The sequence below is a fragment of the Pseudomonas sp. LH21 genome (assembly GCF_036549575.1).
Taxonomy (GTDB): Bacteria; Pseudomonadota; Gammaproteobacteria; order Pseudomonadales; family Pseudomonadaceae; genus Aquipseudomonas; species Aquipseudomonas peradeniyensis.
In genome coordinates, this window is sequence record NZ_CP144367.1 from 3,654,856 (window position 1) to 3,671,836 (window position 16,981).

The window sequence follows — 16,981 nt, forward strand, 5'->3', positions numbered from 1 at the left end:
CCCCGTCAACCAGAAGTTGACGGCTCGGGTATACTGCCCGCTTCGTGCCCGCCCAAGGATCCAGCGCCCATGACCGAAAACAGCTTCGCCTTTCGCCTCAAGGAACTGCTCGAACACCACAAGCTGACCCTGCAGGCCGTGGGCACGGCGCTGGGGATCTCGCGCACGGCGGTGCACAAGTGGACCCGCGGCGGCGAGATCGACTACGACAACCTGCGCCGCCTGGCCGACCTGCTCAAGGTCAACTGGATCTGGCTGCGCTACGGCGAGGAGGCCCTGCACAGCGTGCAGCAGGCCGAGGTGGTCGAGCTGCCGATGACCGACGTGCGCCGCCGCTACACCGCCGAGATCATGGAAAGCGAGACGCGCATGAAGCTGGCCCAGGAAGGCGCGCGCATCGTCACCTGGGAATGGAACCTGGTCACCGACGAAGTGACCTACTCGCCCAACGTCGAGGCGGTCTATGGCTGGCCGCTGCGCCGCAACGAGGACTTCTGGGAACACATTCACGCCGATGACGCCCGCCACATGCAGGGCATGTATGCCCAGGCGGTGGCCGATGGCACCGGCTGCGAATGCGATTTTCGCATCACCCGCCCCGATGGCGGCCAGCGCTGGATCGCCTCGCGCGCCACAGTGCTGCGTGACAGCGTCGGGCGCCCGGTGAAGATGGTCGGCATCAGCATGGACAACACCGAGCGCAAGGTGGCCGAAGAAGAGCTGCGCCAGAGCGAGGCGCGTTTTCGCACCATCTTCGAACTGGCCTGGGGCGCGCTGGCCTACATCGACCCGGATGGCAGCTGGCAGCGGGTCAACGGCAGCTTCTGCGAGCTGCTGGGCTACCGCGAGGACGAACTGTACGGCACGACCTTCCAGCAGCTCACCCACCCCGACGACCTGCCAGGCAACCTGGCGTTGCTGCAGCGCATGCTGGCCGGCGAGATCGAGCGTTACGAGGTGCAGAAACGCGTGCGCCACAAGGACGGGCACTATATCTGGGTGCGGGCTCGCACCTCGCTGGAACGGCGCGCCGACGGGCAGCCGGAGCACCTGATCAGCGTGTTCGAGGACATCACTGCCGAGCGCACGGCACAACCAGACTAAGTAGTCGACCCGCTCGGCATTACAGGCAGGTGGCCGCCGCCGCCCGGCGCTGCAACGCCACGCCGTCATTCTTCTGCGCGTAATAGTCCACCCGCGTGCCCCCCGCCTGGGCGTAGACATCGACGAACGACTCCGCCTCCCGGGTATACACGGTGAACCCGCCCTGCTTGCGCGCCTCCAGGTAGCCGCTGGCATCGACCCCGAAGGTGTTCTCTTCCTGCCAGCTGAACTGGATGCACTGGGCGACCAGGTCCGGCGTCTTGTGCGAATCCAGGCGTGCGGTAGGCGAGCCGTTGCGCGCCGCTTCCATGGTCGACGATGCACAGCCCGCCAGCAGCAGCGCCACGGTGATCGGCAGAATTGCTCGCATGTTCCATCCTCGGGACAAAAAAAGAAGCTGACTCTAGCACTGCCGGGCCGGCCGGGGAATCGCTCATGCCGCTCATCGCCGTCGCGATAAAAGTTTGCGCGACAAAGAACCAAATCGATCGCCACAGGTCACAGGAAGTACCGCGTAAACCGTTGCGGATCAAGGACCTATAACGTGATGAAACGCCTTGCAAGCCTTTCGATGGTCGCCACCCTGCTGCTGCTCGGTGGCTGCTACAGCAACCACTACCACGACGATGACGACGGCTGGCGCGACCGTGACCGCGGCCACCGTCATCACCATCGCCACGACCGTGACGATGACGATCGCCAGTACCGTGACCGCTACTACCGCTGAAGCGTCTTTCACACCCTGACTCGCCGCCGACCACGCGGCACCCTACCCCTGATGATTCCCCTGAGGTTCACAACATGCGTCTGACTCTGCCTTCCCTCGCCCTCGGCCTGCTGCTCTGCCAGGGCGCTTTCGCCGGTGACGGCACAGCGGCCATCGGCGGCGGCCTGGGCGGCGCCCTGGGCAACGTCGTCGGCAAACAGATCGGCGGCAGCACCGGCGCGGCCATCGGCGCAGGCCTGGGCGGCGCGGCCGGCAGCGCGGTGGGCGCACGCAAGGGCAACCGCACCGAAGCCGCCATCGGCGGTGGCCTGGGTTCGGCCGGCGGCTCGCTGATCGGCGGCAAGCTCGGCGGCTCCAACGGCTCGACCATCGGCGCAGGCCTGGGCGGCGCGGCGGGCGGTGCGATCGGCAACCACATGGGCGACAACAACCGCAAGCACAAGCATCGCCACTAACAAGTAATACGGACGGGCCTGCGGGCCTTGTGGGAGCGGGCTTGCCCCGCGATGAGGTCAGCCTGGACAACATCGCCTCCAGGTCAGCCGCCATCGCGGGGCAAGCCCGCTCCCACAAAGTTGGCTTCAACACATCCGCCCCCAAGCACTCTCTCATCGCGCACCTGGTCACCACCCGGAAAAACACTGCAGCACGTCAACGACGCATTCGCGTCAAGCTGCCACACTAGGGCCATCGCCTTTCGTGCCCCTGTGTGAAGGAACATCCCCTCCCCATGAACCATGAGCTGCTCTGGGTCCTAGGCCTGCTGGCCGTCGTCGTCGTCCTGTTCATCATCAACCGTCCGCGCATGGACGTGGTCGCGCTGCTGGTGATCCTCGCGCTGCCGCTGTCCGGCATTCTCACCGTCGAGCAGGCCCTGGCCGGTTTCAGCGACCCCAACGTGGTGCTGATCGCCGCGCTGTTCGTGATCGGCGAAGGGCTGGTGCGCACCGGCATCGCCTACCGCATCGGCGAATGGATGAGCGAGCGCGCCGGCAACAGCGAGGCGCGCCTGCTGGTGCTGCTGATGGTGGCAGTGGCCGGCCTGGGCTCGGTGATGAGCTCCACCGGCGTGGTGGCGATCTTCATCCCGGTGGTGCTGAGCATCGCCGCGCGCCTGCAACTCTCGCCCAGCCGGCTGATGATGCCGCTGAGCTTCGCCGGCCTGATCAGCGGCATGCTCAGCCTGGTGGCGACCCCGCCGAACGTGGTGGTGCACAGCGAGCTGGTGCGCCACGGCGAAAGCGGCTTCGGCTTCTTCAGTTTCACGCCCTTCGGCCTGGTGGTGCTGGTGCTGGGCATCGGCTACATGCTGCTGACCCGCCACTGGCTCAACGGCGAGGTACGCAAGGACGGCCGCGTCGAGAGCCGCCGCACCCTGCTCGATCTGGTGCTGGACTACAAGCTCAGCGGCCGCGAGCGGCGCCTGCGCATCCGCCCCCATTCGCCGCTGATCGGCCACACCCTGGGCGAGCTGGAACTGCGCACCCGCCACGGCGCCAACGTGATCGGCATCGAGCGCCAGCACAAGTTCACCACCCGGGTGATCACCGCCGACTCCGGTACCCTGTTGCAACAGGACGACGTGCTGCTGCTGGACCTGTTCGCCAACCGCGACGACCTGCGCAGCCTGTGCCAGTCGATGTTGCTCGAGCCCCTGCACTTCAAGGCGGCCTATTTCATCGACCAGTCCCAGGAAGTGGGCATGGCCGAGATCTCGCTGCCTCCGGGCTCGCAACTGATCGGCAAGACCCTTCTCGAGCTGACCTTCCGCACCCGCTATGACCTCAACGTGGTCGGCCTGCGCCGCGACCAGCAGGCGATCGAAGGGCAGCTGGTGGAAGAAAAGCTGCGCCTGGGCGACACCCTGCTGGTGGTTGGTCCGTGGAAGGCAGTGCGCCAGCTGCAGGGCAAGCCCCGCGACTTCCTGGTGTTGAGCCTGCCGGCGGAGATCGACCAGGTCGCCCCGGCTCGCGCCCGCGCGCCCTACGCGCTGATCAGCCTGGCGGTGATGGTCGGGTTGATGGTCAGCGGCCTGGTGCCCAACGTCATCGCCGCCTTGATCGGCTGCCTGCTGATGGGCGCCGGCCGTTGCATCGACATGAACAGCGCCTACCGCGCCATCCACTGGCAGAGCCTGGTGCTGATCGTCGGCATGCTGCCCTTCGCCCTGGCCCTGCAGAAGACCGGCGGCATCGACCTGGCCGTCGGCGCGCTGGTCGGTGCCCTCGGCGGCGCCGGGCCGAGCGTGATCCTCGCCTGTCTGTTCGCCCTCACCGCGCTGATCGGCCTGTTCATCTCCAACACCGCGACGGCCGTGCTGATGGCCCCGGTGGCGGTCAGCACCGCTCACCAACTGGGCATGTCGCCCTACCCGTTCGCCATGACCGTGGCCCTGGCGGCGTCGGCGGCGTTCATGACGCCGGTGTCGTCGCCGGTCAACACCCTGGTGTTGGGCCCCGGCCAGTATCGTTTCGCCGACTTCGTCAAAATCGGGGTGCCCTTCACCCTACTGGTGATGCTGGTCACCGTGCTGATGGTACCGTGGGTGTTCGGCCTGTAGTCGGCGGCACGATCCAGGCGATTTGCGGCGAATTGACATCAATTGGCGACTTGAAAGACACTCACAGACTATCGTCCCAGGTGCCTACAGCCGTTTTCCTGGATTCTGTCTTCGCTTGCCGGTCGAGCCCATGGTGTCACCAGCCCCGTCGCGCCTGCTGCCCCTGCTGAGTCTGTTCGGCCTGACCCTGGCCTTGACCCTGGCCGGCATCCTCGCCCGCCCCATCGAATCGCTGTCGCTGTTCTGGCCGGTGAACGCGGTGCTCGCCGGGGTGCTGCTGCGCAATCCGCGCCGGGCCACCCCCTCCGGCTTCGCCCTGATCTACCTGGCCATGGTGGTCGCCGACCTGGCCTGCGGCAGTGCCTGGAAGCCAGCCCTGTGGTTCAACCTGTGCAACCTCGGCGCCATCATCAGCATCTGGTACCTGATGGCCCGCCTGGCACGCGTGCATCGACGCCTGCGCACGCCCCACGGCACCCTGTGCCTGTTCGGCGCCTGCGCGGTCGGTGCCATTGTCGCCGCCAGCCTGGCCTGCGTGATGGCCACGCCCTGGTTCGAACAATCGCTGAGCGCTACCTGGCTTGCCTGGTTCAGTGAACAGTTCTCCACCAGCGTGCTGGTCCTGCCCGTGCTGCTCACCGCCCCCTCGCCACGCGCCCTGAGCGGCCACAGCAGCGCCAGCCAGCCGATCCGCCTGGCACCGCTGCTGGTGCTGCTGGCCTCACTGGCGGTCAGCATCCTCTTCGGCGGCCCCGGGGCGATCGCCTTCCCGATCGCCGCGCTGTTGTGGTGCGCGCTAAGCTACTCACCATTCCTGGTGGCGCTGCTGGCGCTCACCGCCGGCAGCACGCTGATCGTCGCCGTGGCGCAGAACCTCATGCACTTCAGCATCCCGCAGAGCGAATCGGGGGTCACCACCCTGATGTCGGCGCGCCTGGGCATCGCCATGCTGGTGCTCGGCCCGCTGGTGCTGGCCTGCGTCAGCAGCGCCAACCGCAGCCTGATGGCGCGCCTGGCGCATCAGGCGACCATCGACCACCTGACCGGGACCCTCAGCCGCAGCGCCTTCATCCGCCGCGCCCACGCCCTGCTCGACAACCGCCAGCAAGCGCCGCTGACCTTGATGATGCTCGACATCGATCACTTCAAGACCATCAACGACCAGCATGGCCACGCAGTCGGCGACCAGGTGCTGCGCCAGTTCGCCACGACCCTGCAGGACCAGTTGCACGACGGCGAGCTGTTCGCCCGCCTGGGCGGCGAGGAATTCGTCATCGTCGTCCCGGGGCTGGCGCCGGAGCTGGCCAGGTTCACCGCCGAGCGCCTGCGCCGGGCGGTACAGGACCAGCACATCGCGCAGCCCGGGCAGGCGCTGCGGATCACCGTGAGCATCGGCGTAAGCGGCTGCGCCGCCGACACCCCCGCGCCCAGCCTGGACGAACTGCTGGCCAGCGCCGACCAGGCGCTCTACCGGGCCAAGGCCCAGGGCCGCAACCGGGTCGAGCAGGCCGAAGGGCAGCGCCAGGTGGTGTGACTCAGCCGGCCAGCAGGTCCCAGCTCAGCTTGGCGATCAGCACGCACAGCAACACCAGGAACAGACCGCGCACGAACCCTGCCCCCTTGCGCACCGCCAGCCAGGTACCCGTCAACGCACCGAGGATGTTGAACAGCGCCATCGGCAACGCGATGGCCCACAGCACATTGCCCGACGGAATGAAGAACACCAGCGCGGCCAGGTTGGTGGCGATGTTGACCAGCTTGGCCGAGGCCGAGGCATGCAGGAAATCCAGGGCGAAGAAGCGGATGAACAGGAAGATCAGGAAGCTGCCGGTGCCTGGTCCGAACAATCCGTCATAGAAGCCGATGGCGCCACCGATCAGCACCGCCAGGCACTGTTCCTTGCCGCCAATCACCCTGGGTTTGTGCAAGGTGCCGAAGTCCTTCTTGCAGAAGGTGTAGATGGCCATCAGCACGATCAGCACCAGCACCATCGGCCGCATCACGCTGGCCGGCACCAGCGACACGGTGGCCGCCCCGCAGAACGACATCACGAAGGCGCTCAGCGCCGCCGGCACGATCAGCCCCCAGTCCAGCTTGACCTTGCGAATGAACGACCGCGCCGCAAAGCTGGTGCCGCACACCGAGGCCAGTTTGTTGCTGCCCAGCAACGCCGCCGGCTGGGCGTTGGGCAGCACGTTGAACAGCGCCGGGATCTGGATCAAGCCGCCGCCTCCCACGGCGGCGTCGATCAGGCCAGCGGCGAAGGCAAACAGTGAAAGCAGGGCGATATCCATCATCTCGGGGGTCCGGGCGGCATAAAACAGGCTGCCAGACTAATCAAAGCGGCGCGCTTGTGTTGAAATGCCATATTGCGAAAACTGCAATAAGGATCCTCGCGATGGCACTGGACATGCTGCGTGAAATACAGGCGTTCGTCAGCGTCGCGCACAAGCGCAGCTTCGTCAGCGCCGCCCGTGCCTTGGGTCGCTCACCCAGCGCGGTAACACGGGCCGTGCAGGCCCTGGAGGATAACAGCGGCGCCAAGCTGTTCAATCGCAGCACCAGCTCGGTATCGCTGACCGAAGCTGGCGAGCGACTGCTGCCCCACGCCGAACGCTTGCTGGATGTGCAACGGGACGCCGCCGACGAACTGGCGGCGCTGACCGGCGACGCCCAGGGCTGGATCCGCCTGGCCGCGCCCGAGGTGCTGGCCCAGCAAGTGCTGCCGGCGGTGCTGGCCGAGTTTGCCCGGCACCACCCCCACGTCACCCTCGACGTACAGTACGGCGACCAGGCCTTCGACCCGCTGCAAGGCAAGCTGGACTTCGTGATCCGCGGGGCCTTCCCGCAGTCCAGCGAGCTGATCGGCTATCCCCTATGGCGCTACCGCCGCCATCTCTACGCCAGCCCTCAGTACCTGGCATTGGCCGGCACACCGCAGGTGCTGGAAGACCTCGAGCGGCATACGCTGATCCTGCACACCGCGCCGCGCATCCTGAAGGCCTGGCATTTCAGCAAGGACGGACACATCGTCAGCCTGCGCCCGCGACCACGGCTGCGCCTGGGCTCGGGGGTGGCGGTGCTGCAAAGTACCCTGGCGGGAGCCGGTATCGCCCGGCTGGCGGATTGGCTGGGGGAGCCGGAGGTACGTGCCGGGCGCCTGGTGCGGGTCTGCCCCGGCTACCACCTGACATCCAGCACCGGGCAGGACCCGCAGATGCACGCCGTGTACCCGGCCGGCGACCTGCCGGCGAAGGTCCGTGAGCTGCTGCAGACCCTGCGCGAGGCAGGCGCGCGGAGTGTTGAACAGCCCTGAACAGGGCTGCTCAATTTCTGCTCAATCTAACAGAGGCCCTGAAAACCATGGCCTGTAGCGCTTTATCCACAGACCTACCCACGATTTTTGTGGACAGTTTCTGCAAGCCTTGAAGGAATTTTTACAAGCGCAGCAAGGCCGCATTGGCCAGCTTGACCAACTCGATCCATTCGCTTGCGCTGATCACACCGGAACGCTCCAACTCTTCGGCACGGCGCAGTGCCTGATCGTAGTCCGCTTCGTGAAGGATGCCCTCACCGAGAAAACGACCGCGCCACTCCAGCATCGCTGCAGTGCCTTTCTTGCATTCCATAGTGTGTATTGTCTCCAAGGCAAGTAAACGGCCCGTGTACCCGGGCCCTGGGATTGGGGGCGGGAGATTACACGAGCGACTTGTACTTGAGAACGACTTGCAGCTACCGCTTGTCTAGACGACTGCGGCCTGGGGGCGGGAAAATCTTGGGGAAGGGTCTGGCCCGCCATTGCGCCAGGCGGGCCGGGACAGGAAAATTTTACGGCTCAGCTTGGCGGAATGGTGCCCAGCAGGCCAATCATGATAGTCAGCAGCAGAAAACCACCCAGAAACAGCGCGAGCTTGCCCATCGGAACCTCTACAGTGTGATGACGTAACGGCGGGGCTGGCCGCTGCGGCAGTGCAGCGGGGCAGCCTGCCCAGCGCACACCGGGTTGGAAGGCTGGGCCTGGACGTATTGTCCGGCAGTGGCTGATACGGTTACAGATTCAGATTCTTGGAAAAAAAGCATATCAGATGATGATTTCTCCCATCGCGGGGCAAGCCCGCTCCCACGGGTAAACGACGCGAGGTTAAGGCGATCGGCGTGGGAGCGGGCTTGCCCCGCGATGACATCTGCGCAGGCAACACACCTGTGCTACGGTCCAAAGCCCAGACAAGGAGAACTCCCGGAGATGACCGCGCCCGCCAGCAACGCCGCCCTGCTGATCATCGACATGCAGAACGGCATCAACCACCCACGCCTGGGCCGTCGCAACAACCCCGAAGCCGAACAGCGCATCAGCGAACTGCTCGCCGCCTGGCGCGCAAGCACCCGTCCGGTGATACACGTGCGGCACATCTCCCGCGATCCGGATTCAGTGTTCTGGCCTGGCCAGCCCGGTTGCGAGTTCCAGCTCGCCTTCACCCCGCGGGCCAGCGAGACCGTGTTCGAAAAACACGTGCCCGACGCCTTCTGCAACAGTGGCCTTGAACGCTGGCTGCACCAGCGCGGCATCAGCCAACTGGTCATCGTCGGCGTGATCACCAACAACTCGGTGGAGTCGACCGCGCGCTCGGCGGGCAACCTGGGTTTCGATACGGTGGTGGTGGCCGATGCCTGCTACACCTTCGACCAGCACGACCTGCAGGGTCGGTTGTGGCCGGCGGAGGATGTCCATGCCCTGGCCCTGGGCAACCTGGCCATGGACTATGCGCGGATTCTCGACAGCGCGGCTGTACTGGCCGTGGCCTGAGCTCAGTCCTGCAGGCGCAGCTTCGCCAGCGGCACCCAGCCCAGCTCCCCGTTGCCAGCCCGACGGCACCAGAGCCAGCCGTTCAGGGGCCGCAGGCCCTCCAGCGACTGGCCGGGGTCGACGTCCAGCTCATGGGCTGAATAGGCCTCCACCGCCCTGCCCCGGCCAACGCCAAGCCGCTCGATGAGCTGGCCGGGCACCCATCCCGGCTCCTGGCCCTGGCAACGGCACAGGTACCAGTCCTCCCAGTGCTCGTCGCCTTCGTAACGCTGGCCGATGTCCAGCAGCGTGCCTCGGGCGAAGGTGATGGGCGCAGGATACTCACTGCGGTGTGCGGCAATCACGACGTAGTTCACAGGCCTCTCCCTGGCTGCGAAAAGCGTCGATGCTAGTCGAAGGCCCTTCAGAGCACCATGATCATTTCGTGCCAGGCCATGCCACCATGATCGGAGGCCGACGGGCGTACATAGGCGTAGCCCATCTTCTCGTACAGCCCGACATGCCGCTCCTTGCACATCAGGTGAATGGTCGCCTTGCCGCGCTCGCGCATCTGTTCGACGAAACGCGCCATCAGCCGACTGGCATGGCCCAGGCCCTGGAACGCAGGGTCGAGCACCACCGACATAATGACCACGTTGGGCGCCAGCGGATCATGCCCGACCAGCTCCTTGAAGGCCTCGTCCGACATCACCACCTGGTCGGCGCAGCCGCTGTTGATGAAGCCGATCACCTGGCCATCGGCCTCCAGCACCAGGAAGCCCTCCGGGTACTGGGCGATGCGCGTGGCGATCTTCTCGCGGGTGGCGGCTTCGTCGCCTTCGTAGGCGCTGGTTTCGATCTGGTAGCAACGGTCCACGTCGGTTGCCGTGGCCTGGCGGAACATCGGGGTGCTCATGGGGCGGATCCGGATAGCGGGAAACAGGGACGACATGCTAACGGAAGTCGCCGCCCAGCTGTATGCCCGCCACGCCAGTTACACCGAACGGGTGATGCCGCCATCGACCCGCAGGTTCTGCCCGGTGATGTAGCCCGCGCCCTCGGAGGCCAGGAAGGCGACGGTGGCCGCAATTTCCTCGGCCTTGCCGTACCGCTCCATGGGAATCCGGCTACGGAATTCCGCTTTCTCCGGCAGGCTGTCGATAAAGCCCGGCAGCACGTTGTTCATGCGGATGTTCTCGGCCGCGTAACGGTCGGCGAACAGCTTGGTGAAGGCCGCGAGCCCGGCGCGGAACACCCCGGAGGTGGGGAACGCCGGATCCGGCTCGAAGGCGGCGAAGGTCGAGATGTTGATGATGGCGCCGCCGCCCTGGCGCTGCATGATCGGCGTCACCAGGCGGGTCGGGCGCACCACGTTGAGGAAGTACACCTCCATGCCACGGTGCCAGTCGTCGTCACTCAGCTCGAGAACCGGCGCACGCGGCCCGTGGCCTGCGCTGTTCACCAGCACATCGACCCGCCCCCATTGCTGCATCACGGTATCCACCAGACGCTGCAGGTCTTCTACCGACTGGTTGGAGCCGGTCACGCCGATGCCGCCCAGCTCGGCCGCCAGCGCCTCGCCCTTGCCGGACGACGACAAAATGGCCACCCTGAAGCCATCGGCGGCCAGCCGCCGTGCGGCCTCGGCACCCATGCCACTGCCACCTGCGGTAATGATTGCGACTTTCTGCGAAGACATATGCTGCTCCTTCGGGGAGTTGATCAAGTAGGCCCATGAAGCCAGAATCCGGCTGACCGCACCAATCACAAATACTGGCAGCAGCCTGCAGGAAATCTACTGGATGAGCGCGCCCAAACGACGCAACGCCCCCGCCATCGTCAACCACCTGGTGGCCTTCGAGGCCGCCGCCCGCCTGGGCAGCTTCCGCGCTGCCGCCGACGAGCTGCACGTCACCCCCGGCGCCGTCGCCCAGCAGGTACGCACCCTCGAGGACAAGCTCGGCCGTCCACTGTTCGAGCGCCTGCCCCGGGGCCTGCGGCCCAACCGGGACGGCGCCGACTACCTGACCCGCGTGCGCCTGGCGCTGGACATCATCGAGGACGCCACCGGCGAACTGCTGGAGCGCGACAGCCAGCGTGATCCCCGGCAGATCCTGCTCAGCACCACCCCCGCCTTCGCCAGCCGCTGGCTGATCCCGCGCCTGGGCCTGCTGGCCCAGGCCCACCCGCAGGTGGCACTGATGATCGATGCCTCCGACAGTACCCGCCCGTTGAGCGGCAAGGGCGCCGTGGACCTGGCCGTGCGCTGGGGAGTGCCGCCCTTCGCCGACGCCTACGCCCTGCCCCTGCTGCCCGGCGTGGCGGTGCCGGTGTGCGCACCAGCGTTGCGCGGCGAGCGCCCTTGGCGGCAAGCCGCGGATCTTGCGCAGCAGCCGCTGATCTCCGACAGCCACAACAACTGGAAGCGCTGGTTCGATCACTACGCGCTGCCCGGCACGCGCTTCAGCGGCCCGGTGTTCTCCCAGACCATCCTCGCCATCGAGGCCGCCGAGCAAGGCATGGGCATCGCCCTGGTGCCCCGACTGCTGGTGGAAAATGCCCTCAAGGCCGGCACCCTGATACTGGCCCTGAAAGGCCATGAACTGCACAGCGATGCAGGCTTCCATCTGCTCGCCGGGCATGCTCCGCAGGCAGGCTCAGCCGCCGAGCAGGTGGTGCGCTGGCTGCAGGCCCAGGCGAACGATGAAACCCACGGACGGCCAAATCTCAACACTCTGATGTAGCGAACTAGCGAGATCTGCGTGGGAGCGGGCTTGCCCCGCGATCACCGGCCTGGCCGGTGCCATCCACTGCATCCCGGGCCAAGCCCGCTCCCACGCCGATAGCTGAAACTGCTCACGAAGCCCTGCCCTTTTGTAGCTTTCTGTGTACCAACCGCCTCCCGATACACACAAATGTCCACCCCACCACCACCCGACACACCCCGGACACAGCCACCTCCTTAACTACACGCCATCCAGCCCACACCGATGGCCCGCCAAGGAGATGCACCATGTTCGCCACCGCCAACCGCCTCAACCGCTCAGCCCTGCTCGCCTGCGCCCTGCTGCCCCTGGCCCTGCTGGCTGCCACACCCAGTCAGGCCGAGGAAACCAGCTCGCCTGCCGCAGCCCGCCAGTCCACCCCCTTCGGCCCGCTCAAGCATGTCCAGGCCGGCGTACTGGACGTCGCCTACGTGGAACAAGGCCCCGCCGACGGCCCGGTGGTGATCCTCCTGCACGGCTGGCCGTACGACATCCACAGCTACGAGCAGGTGGCGCCGCAACTGGCCGCCCAGGGCTACCGGGTGCTGGTGCCCTATGCTCGCGGCTACGGCGACACCCGTTTCCTCTCCGCGAACACCCCGCGCAATGCCCAGCCCGCCGCCCTGGCCAGCGATGTCATCGCCTTCATGGACGCCCTGGGGATCAAGCGCGCCGTGCTCGGCGGCTTCGACTGGGGCGCGCGTACCGCCGATATCGTCTCGGCCCTGTGGCCCGAGCGGGTCAAGGCGCTGGTGTCGGTCAGCGGCTACCTGATCAGCAGCCAGGAAGCCGCCAAGGCCCCGCTGCCGCCCAGCGCCGAACTGCAGTGGTGGTACCAGTACTACTTCGCCACCGAGCGCGGCCGCGCCGGCTACGACAGCAACCGTCACGCCTTCGCCCGGCTGATCTGGCAGACCGCCTCGCCGCAGTGGGCCTTCGACGACGCCACCTTCGAGCGCAGCGCCAAGGCCCTGGACAACCCCGACCAGGTCGCCATCACCGTGCACAACTACCGCTGGCGGCTCGGCCTGGCCCAGGGCGAGACCCGCTACGACCCGCTGGAGGCGAAGCTGGCCACCTTCCCCGCCATCGGCGTGCCCACCATCGCCCTCGAAGGCGATGCCAACGGCGCGCCGCATCCACCGGCCGAGGCCTACGCCAAGCGCTTCACCGGCAAGTACGCCTACCGCCTGGTGAGCGGCGGCGTCGGCCACAACCTGCCGCAGGAAGCGCCCGAGGCGTTCGTCAAGGCCGTGGTGGATGCGGACCATCTGTAAGGGCAATTGCAACATATCGTTTCGGCGGCGCGTGTCGGGTGCCGGGATGCGCGGATTGTCTCTGCAACCCGTCTGTTCCGTGACAGGCCTTGTACTCCGGGGCCTGCCGAAAAATGAGCGGACGCATGTCGAAACATTCACCCCGGCCATCCTGTAAGACGGCTCTTTTGTCGCTGTAGGACGTTTCTACGTGTTTGTGATCCAGTGTATGAATAATCAGTATTGGCTGGGGAATTGACCTGATACCGTCGAGCCTTTCCTACAACGGCACGGATGCCCACGGCCAGCGAGAACGACATGGACAACTACGACAGCTCGGCGCTTGGACTGCAGAAATGCCTGCTGAACCTGCGGCGGGATCATGCACGGATGAAAGCGTCGGGAGAGCAGGAAAGAGCGGCGATACTGGCGCAGATAATCGGGCGGATGGAACAGGGATTGAAGGAGGCCTCCAAAGGGAGGAAGCCCGAGACCCTGCAGTGAAGTGATGCCAGCAAGATGGCGATGGATTTGCGGCTCGCCCCTCTGATGAGACGCCGCAAGCCCATCGCTTAAACCACCCGCGTTCAATCAACTCCCCATTACCTGCGCAGCAAGACCGCCCCATGCGTGTGCCTGCCCCCATCCCTCGCCCATTTTCCGTGCAGCTTTCTAACCGGAAGGTCAGCTAATACCCCGGATTCAGCTTTATTTGAAAGACCTCTGGCAGGTTGGTACAGAGTATGCAAACGTTTGCTCAAAACAATTAAGCGAACAATCGCCGAAGCTTTCGCTCACCTCAGCCTCTTGGGGCTACCACCGCATGAACAAGGACTTTCAATGCGTCAACCTGCTTCCCTCCACCCAGCGGCTCGCGCCCCCCTGGCTGTCTCCTTGCTACTGGGCGCTGTTACGGGACTACTCAGCGTCACCACCCAGGCCCAGGACAATCCCCCCAGCGAGTCAGCCCAGGGCGAGCCCCTGAGCCCGGCCGCCGCACCGACCAAATCGGGGCCCTATCTGTCGGACTGGTACAACCAGAACTTCACCCTGATCGGCACCAAGGACATCAGCTTCGGCCCCCGCCCTGTCGACGATATCTACCTCGAATACGAGTACTTCGGCCGCAAGGGGCCGTTCGAGCTGTACGGCTACATCGACATCCCGAAGATCCTCGACATCGGCAACAGCCATGACAAAGGCGCGTGGGACCACGGCTCGCCGCTGTTCATGGAGCACGAGCCGCGGATCTCCATCGACTACCTGGCCGGCCGCAGCCTGGCCGTCGGCCCGTTCAAGGAGTGGTATGTGGCCTTCGACTGGATCTACGACCACGGCAGCAACAGCGCCAACCGCGCCAACACCCTGTACAGCGGCCTGGGCACCGACATCGACACCCATTCACGGGTCAACCTGTCGGCCAACTTCTACGGCCGTTACCAGTGGGAAAACTACGGAGCCAGCAACGAGTACTCGTGGGACGGCTACCGGGCCCAGCTCAAGTACATCGTGCCCCTCGGCAAGTTCGACAACGGCGCCTCGCTGACCTATATCGGCTTCACCAACTTCGATTTCGGCTCGGACCTGCACAAGGACAACCCCAACCGCACGGCCAATGCCACGGTATCCACCAACGTGTTGCTGTACGCCTTCACCCACCTGCGCTTCACCCTGGTGGGCCGCCATTTCCACAATGGCGGCAACTGGCAGGACGGCAGCCAGCTGAACTTCGGCGACGGCGATTTCCGCGGCCGGTCCGATGGCTGGGGGTATTACGCCGGGGTCGGCTACCAGTTCTGATCACTTGCGCCATGGAGGCTCGCATGCACCCGATGCATCGTCTTTCCCTCGCCGTGGGCCTGGCCTGCGGCATCCTGCTCACCTCGCCGGCCCAGGCCGGCGAGACGGCTGCGCCGCCAATCAAACCCAAGGTGATGCTGATCGCCATGTTCGCCCCCGAGGCCCAGCACTGGATCGAGCGCCTGGAGCTGAAGCAGGAGGTGCGTGTGCCGGGCCTGTCGGCTGAGTATCCAGTGATACGTTGCAACAGCCAGGACGTCTGCCTGCTGGTGACCGGCATGGGCCAGACCAACGCCGCAGCCTCGACCCTGGCACTGGCGCTGTCGCCAAGGTTCGACCTGCGCAAGAGCTACTTCCTGGTCGCGGGAATTGCCGGGATCAACCCGAAATACGGGACCCTCGGCACCACCGCCTGGGCCCATTACCTGGTGGAATTCGGCACCCAGTGGGAGCTGGACTCACGGGATGCGCCCAAGGACTGGCCGACGGGCTACCTGGGGATCAACACCAAGGGGCCGAACGAGAAGCCGCCGCTGGACTACAAGACCGAGGTCTTCGAGCTCAATCCGAAGCTGCAGGCCAAGGCCTATGCCCTGTCACACGGGGTGAGCCTGAGCGAGAGCAAGGAGTCGGCGGCCTGGCGGCTCAAGTACCCGATGGCGCCGGCCAACCAGCCGCCGGTGGTGACCCGGTGTGACACCGTGGCGGGCAACACCTGGTTTTCCGGGACGCGCCTGAGTGAGCGGGCCGAGGTCTGGACTCGGTTGCTGACGGATAACAAAGGGGAGTACTGCACGACACAGCAGGAAGATAACTCCACCTATGAAGCGCTGCTGCGGGCCAGTCGTGAAGGGTTGGTGGATGTGCAGCGGGTGGCGGTGGTGCGGGCGGGATCTGATTTTGATCGGCCTGAACCGGGGGGCAGCGAGGTTGAGAACCTGCTCAAGTATGCCGACCAGGGCGGTTTTGTTCCGGCACTGGAGAATCTCTACCGGACTGCCAATCCGCTGGTGCAGGAGATTCTGACGAATTGGGCAGCCTGGGAAAAAGGGATACCGGAAGTTTGAGCGCATCACCCCACTCGGCATCCAACCAGCAGCAGCTGACGCCTGGACTAAAAACCCGCCGGATGGCGGGTTCTACACGCGGGCAATGATCAGTTTGGCTGAATGCCTTTGATCAACTGAAGGCGCATTGGGTAGCCCTGACCAGGCTGCACAACAGTCTCGGTTTCAACGGTCTGCACGACTTTTCCCTCGGCATCCTTCGTGACAGCAATGGTCTTACTGTAGGAGCTTTGGACAACGCAGCCGCTCAAAACAGCGCTGGTCGCAATAACTGCCAGAAAAAGCATTGGTTTCATGTTGAGCTTCAATCCTTGGAAATGGGCGGTGCGGAATGTAGCAACATGCCATCAGCAAAGGAAGTCAGCGGTTCAACTGAGCTCAACTGAGCTTGTTCGCCAATCCAGCGTGATGCACCAGGCGGCCCTACGCCAAGAGCAGTGGGAATTGCTCTCCAACTGGAGGTACGACTGGGAGGACCATGTAGCCGGTCCATACAGAGGACGAGAAGTAAATGAGAGATCGCCCAGCCCTTTGGAGCTGCACTGTCGCGCAGGGAACTGTTATCTCTGTGGGAGCGGGTTTACCCGCGAACACCGGCGGAGCCGGTGCCATACACCGCGCTGGATTCTTCGCGGGTAAACCCGCTCCCACAGGGCCAAGCTAAATCAATGGTTTACGTGTTGTTCCATAGGAGAGATGCGCGCCAGCGCTTTATTGTCTTCTGGTCGGCTCGGGCATGAGGCCGCCTATGAGGAAAACGGCTGCTGGCCCTATCAACCAATCCACCGTCGTTCCTGAACTGACTGCCGGAATCAAAAAAAACGCGGCTAACAGACCTACGCCTGCCCAGATGCGCCTGCGTGGCGTGAGCCACTCTCGGACCTTTTCCAACCTTTTGCCCATTGGCACTCACTCTCCT

The 16,981-nt window shown here is 65.2% G+C and carries 19 protein-coding genes; 12 read left to right on the plus strand and 7 right to left on the minus strand.

The window, feature by feature from the left end; translation table 11 throughout:
* Positions 1–69: 69 nt before the first annotated feature.
* The gene (locus VUG52_RS16460; protein WP_331831780.1) at positions 70–1,104 is read left to right on the plus strand and encodes a PAS domain-containing protein; all 1,035 of its coding nucleotides are present in this window, start codon (positions 70–72) and stop codon (positions 1,102–1,104) included.
* Between the two features lie 19 nt (positions 1,105–1,123).
* Here the strand turns inward: VUG52_RS16460 and VUG52_RS16465 are convergent, their stop codons facing one another.
* A complete protein-coding gene (locus VUG52_RS16465) occupies positions 1,124–1,474 on the minus strand; it encodes a hypothetical protein (RefSeq protein WP_186733684.1) in 351 nt (116 codons plus the stop codon).
* Positions 1,475–1,651: 177 nt separating this feature from the next.
* Between VUG52_RS16465 and VUG52_RS16470 the strand changes: the two genes are divergently transcribed.
* From VUG52_RS16470 to VUG52_RS16485, 4 genes are all read left to right on the plus strand, one after another.
* Positions 1,652–1,831: a hypothetical protein gene (locus tag VUG52_RS16470; RefSeq protein ID WP_046855050.1), complete on the plus strand. Its 180-nt coding sequence runs from the start codon at positions 1,652–1,654 to the stop codon at positions 1,829–1,831.
* Between the two features lie 74 nt (positions 1,832–1,905).
* Positions 1,906–2,286: a glycine zipper domain-containing protein gene (locus VUG52_RS16475; protein ID WP_050706284.1), complete on the plus strand. Its 381-nt coding sequence runs from the start codon at positions 1,906–1,908 to the stop codon at positions 2,284–2,286.
* Between the two features lie 275 nt (positions 2,287–2,561).
* Positions 2,562–4,391 carry an SLC13 family permease gene (locus VUG52_RS16480; RefSeq protein ID WP_262950085.1) on the plus strand — a complete coding sequence of 610 codons (1,830 nt, stop codon included), beginning with the start codon at positions 2,562–2,564 and terminating at the stop codon, positions 4,389–4,391.
* Between the two features lie 115 nt (positions 4,392–4,506).
* Complete coding sequence (locus tag VUG52_RS16485) at positions 4,507–5,925, plus strand: GGDEF domain-containing protein (protein ID WP_262950086.1); 1,419 nt, start codon at positions 4,507–4,509, stop codon at positions 5,923–5,925.
* Position 5,926: 1 nt separating this feature from the next.
* Here the strand turns inward: VUG52_RS16485 and VUG52_RS16490 are convergent, their stop codons facing one another.
* Positions 5,927–6,688, minus strand: a complete 762-nt coding sequence (locus tag VUG52_RS16490; RefSeq protein WP_050706287.1) for a sulfite exporter TauE/SafE family protein — start codon at positions 6,686–6,688, stop codon at positions 5,927–5,929.
* A 101-nt stretch (positions 6,689–6,789) separates the two neighbouring features.
* On the opposite strand from VUG52_RS16490, the gene VUG52_RS16495 reads away from it, so the two are divergent.
* Complete coding sequence (locus VUG52_RS16495; protein ID WP_331831781.1) at positions 6,790–7,707, plus strand: LysR family transcriptional regulator; 918 nt, start codon at positions 6,790–6,792, stop codon at positions 7,705–7,707.
* A gap of 121 nt (positions 7,708–7,828) precedes the next feature.
* On the opposite strand, the gene VUG52_RS16500 is transcribed toward VUG52_RS16495, so the two are convergent.
* The gene (locus VUG52_RS16500; RefSeq protein ID WP_028691846.1) at positions 7,829–8,020 is read right to left on the minus strand and encodes a hypothetical protein; all 192 of its coding nucleotides are present in this window, start codon (positions 8,018–8,020) and stop codon (positions 7,829–7,831) included.
* Positions 8,021–8,634: 614 nt separating this feature from the next.
* On the opposite strand from VUG52_RS16500, the gene VUG52_RS16505 reads away from it, so the two are divergent.
* Positions 8,635–9,195: a cysteine hydrolase family protein gene (locus VUG52_RS16505; protein ID WP_331831783.1), complete on the plus strand. Its 561-nt coding sequence runs from the start codon at positions 8,635–8,637 to the stop codon at positions 9,193–9,195.
* Positions 9,196–9,197: 2 nt separating this feature from the next.
* Here VUG52_RS16505 and VUG52_RS16510 read toward each other — a convergent pair whose 3' ends face one another.
* The 3 genes from VUG52_RS16510 to VUG52_RS16520 form a co-directional block, all read right to left on the minus strand.
* Complete coding sequence (locus VUG52_RS16510; RefSeq protein WP_220689834.1) at positions 9,198–9,551, minus strand: SH3 domain-containing protein; 354 nt, start codon at positions 9,549–9,551, stop codon at positions 9,198–9,200.
* Between the two features lie 47 nt (positions 9,552–9,598).
* Positions 9,599–10,090, minus strand: a complete 492-nt coding sequence (locus VUG52_RS16515; protein ID WP_050706290.1) for a GNAT family N-acetyltransferase — start codon at positions 10,088–10,090, stop codon at positions 9,599–9,601.
* Positions 10,091–10,168: 78 nt separating this feature from the next.
* Entirely contained in the window at positions 10,169–10,873 is a 705-nt protein-coding gene (locus VUG52_RS16520; protein ID WP_331831784.1) for an SDR family oxidoreductase, read from the minus strand.
* Between the two features lie 103 nt (positions 10,874–10,976).
* On the opposite strand from VUG52_RS16520, the gene VUG52_RS16525 reads away from it, so the two are divergent.
* From VUG52_RS16525 to VUG52_RS16545, 5 genes are all read left to right on the plus strand, one after another.
* On the plus strand, positions 10,977–11,918 hold the full coding sequence (locus tag VUG52_RS16525; RefSeq protein ID WP_331831785.1) for a LysR substrate-binding domain-containing protein: 942 nt from the start codon (positions 10,977–10,979) through the stop codon (positions 11,916–11,918).
* 269 nt (positions 11,919–12,187) lie between these two features.
* Positions 12,188–13,216 (plus strand): alpha/beta fold hydrolase, encoded by a 1,029-nt coding sequence (locus VUG52_RS16530; protein ID WP_331831787.1) that lies wholly within the window; start codon positions 12,188–12,190, stop codon positions 13,214–13,216.
* A gap of 297 nt (positions 13,217–13,513) precedes the next feature.
* Positions 13,514–13,699 (plus strand): hypothetical protein, encoded by a 186-nt coding sequence (locus tag VUG52_RS16535; RefSeq protein WP_052895982.1) that lies wholly within the window; start codon positions 13,514–13,516, stop codon positions 13,697–13,699.
* 336 nt (positions 13,700–14,035) lie between these two features.
* Entirely contained in the window at positions 14,036–14,995 is a 960-nt protein-coding gene (locus VUG52_RS16540) for a nucleoside-specific channel-forming protein Tsx (protein ID WP_331831788.1), read from the plus strand.
* A 23-nt stretch (positions 14,996–15,018) separates the two neighbouring features.
* The gene (locus tag VUG52_RS16545; RefSeq protein WP_331831790.1) at positions 15,019–16,062 is read left to right on the plus strand and encodes a purine-nucleoside phosphorylase; all 1,044 of its coding nucleotides are present in this window, start codon (positions 15,019–15,021) and stop codon (positions 16,060–16,062) included.
* An 89-nt stretch (positions 16,063–16,151) separates the two neighbouring features.
* On the opposite strand, the gene VUG52_RS16550 is transcribed toward VUG52_RS16545, so the two are convergent.
* Positions 16,152–16,349: a hypothetical protein gene (locus tag VUG52_RS16550; protein WP_442964607.1), complete on the minus strand. Its 198-nt coding sequence runs from the start codon at positions 16,347–16,349 to the stop codon at positions 16,152–16,154.
* Positions 16,350–16,981: the final 632 nt, after the last annotated feature.

Coding starts and splice junctions, on each gene's coding strand:
- VUG52_RS16530 (WP_331831787.1), top strand. CDS start 12,188: ATGTTCGCCACCGCCAACCGCCTCAACCGCTCAGCCCTGCTCGCCTGC.
- VUG52_RS16540 (WP_331831788.1), top strand. CDS start 14,036: ATGCGTCAACCTGCTTCCCTCCACCCAGCGGCTCGCGCCCCCCTGGCT.
- VUG52_RS16460 (WP_331831780.1), top strand. CDS start 70: ATGACCGAAAACAGCTTCGCCTTTCGCCTCAAGGAACTGCTCGAACAC.
- VUG52_RS16550 (WP_442964607.1), bottom strand. CDS start 16,349: ATGCTTTTTCTGGCAGTTATTGCGACCAGCGCTGTTTTGAGCGGCTGC.
- VUG52_RS16545 (WP_331831790.1), top strand. CDS start 15,019: ATGCACCCGATGCATCGTCTTTCCCTCGCCGTGGGCCTGGCCTGCGGC.
- VUG52_RS16525 (WP_331831785.1), top strand. CDS start 10,977: ATGAGCGCGCCCAAACGACGCAACGCCCCCGCCATCGTCAACCACCTG.
- VUG52_RS16465 (WP_186733684.1), bottom strand. CDS start 1,474: ATGCGAGCAATTCTGCCGATCACCGTGGCGCTGCTGCTGGCGGGCTGT.
- VUG52_RS16480 (WP_262950085.1), top strand. CDS start 2,562: ATGAACCATGAGCTGCTCTGGGTCCTAGGCCTGCTGGCCGTCGTCGTC.
- VUG52_RS16490 (WP_050706287.1), bottom strand. CDS start 6,688: ATGATGGATATCGCCCTGCTTTCACTGTTTGCCTTCGCCGCTGGCCTG.
- VUG52_RS16535 (WP_052895982.1), top strand. CDS start 13,514: ATGGACAACTACGACAGCTCGGCGCTTGGACTGCAGAAATGCCTGCTG.
- VUG52_RS16475 (WP_050706284.1), top strand. CDS start 1,906: ATGCGTCTGACTCTGCCTTCCCTCGCCCTCGGCCTGCTGCTCTGCCAG.
- VUG52_RS16520 (WP_331831784.1), bottom strand. CDS start 10,873: ATGTCTTCGCAGAAAGTCGCAATCATTACCGCAGGTGGCAGTGGCATG.
- VUG52_RS16515 (WP_050706290.1), bottom strand. CDS start 10,090: ATGAGCACCCCGATGTTCCGCCAGGCCACGGCAACCGACGTGGACCGT.
- VUG52_RS16505 (WP_331831783.1), top strand. CDS start 8,635: ATGACCGCGCCCGCCAGCAACGCCGCCCTGCTGATCATCGACATGCAG.
- VUG52_RS16500 (WP_028691846.1), bottom strand. CDS start 8,020: ATGGAATGCAAGAAAGGCACTGCAGCGATGCTGGAGTGGCGCGGTCGT.
- VUG52_RS16495 (WP_331831781.1), top strand. CDS start 6,790: ATGGCACTGGACATGCTGCGTGAAATACAGGCGTTCGTCAGCGTCGCG.
- VUG52_RS16470 (WP_046855050.1), top strand. CDS start 1,652: ATGAAACGCCTTGCAAGCCTTTCGATGGTCGCCACCCTGCTGCTGCTC.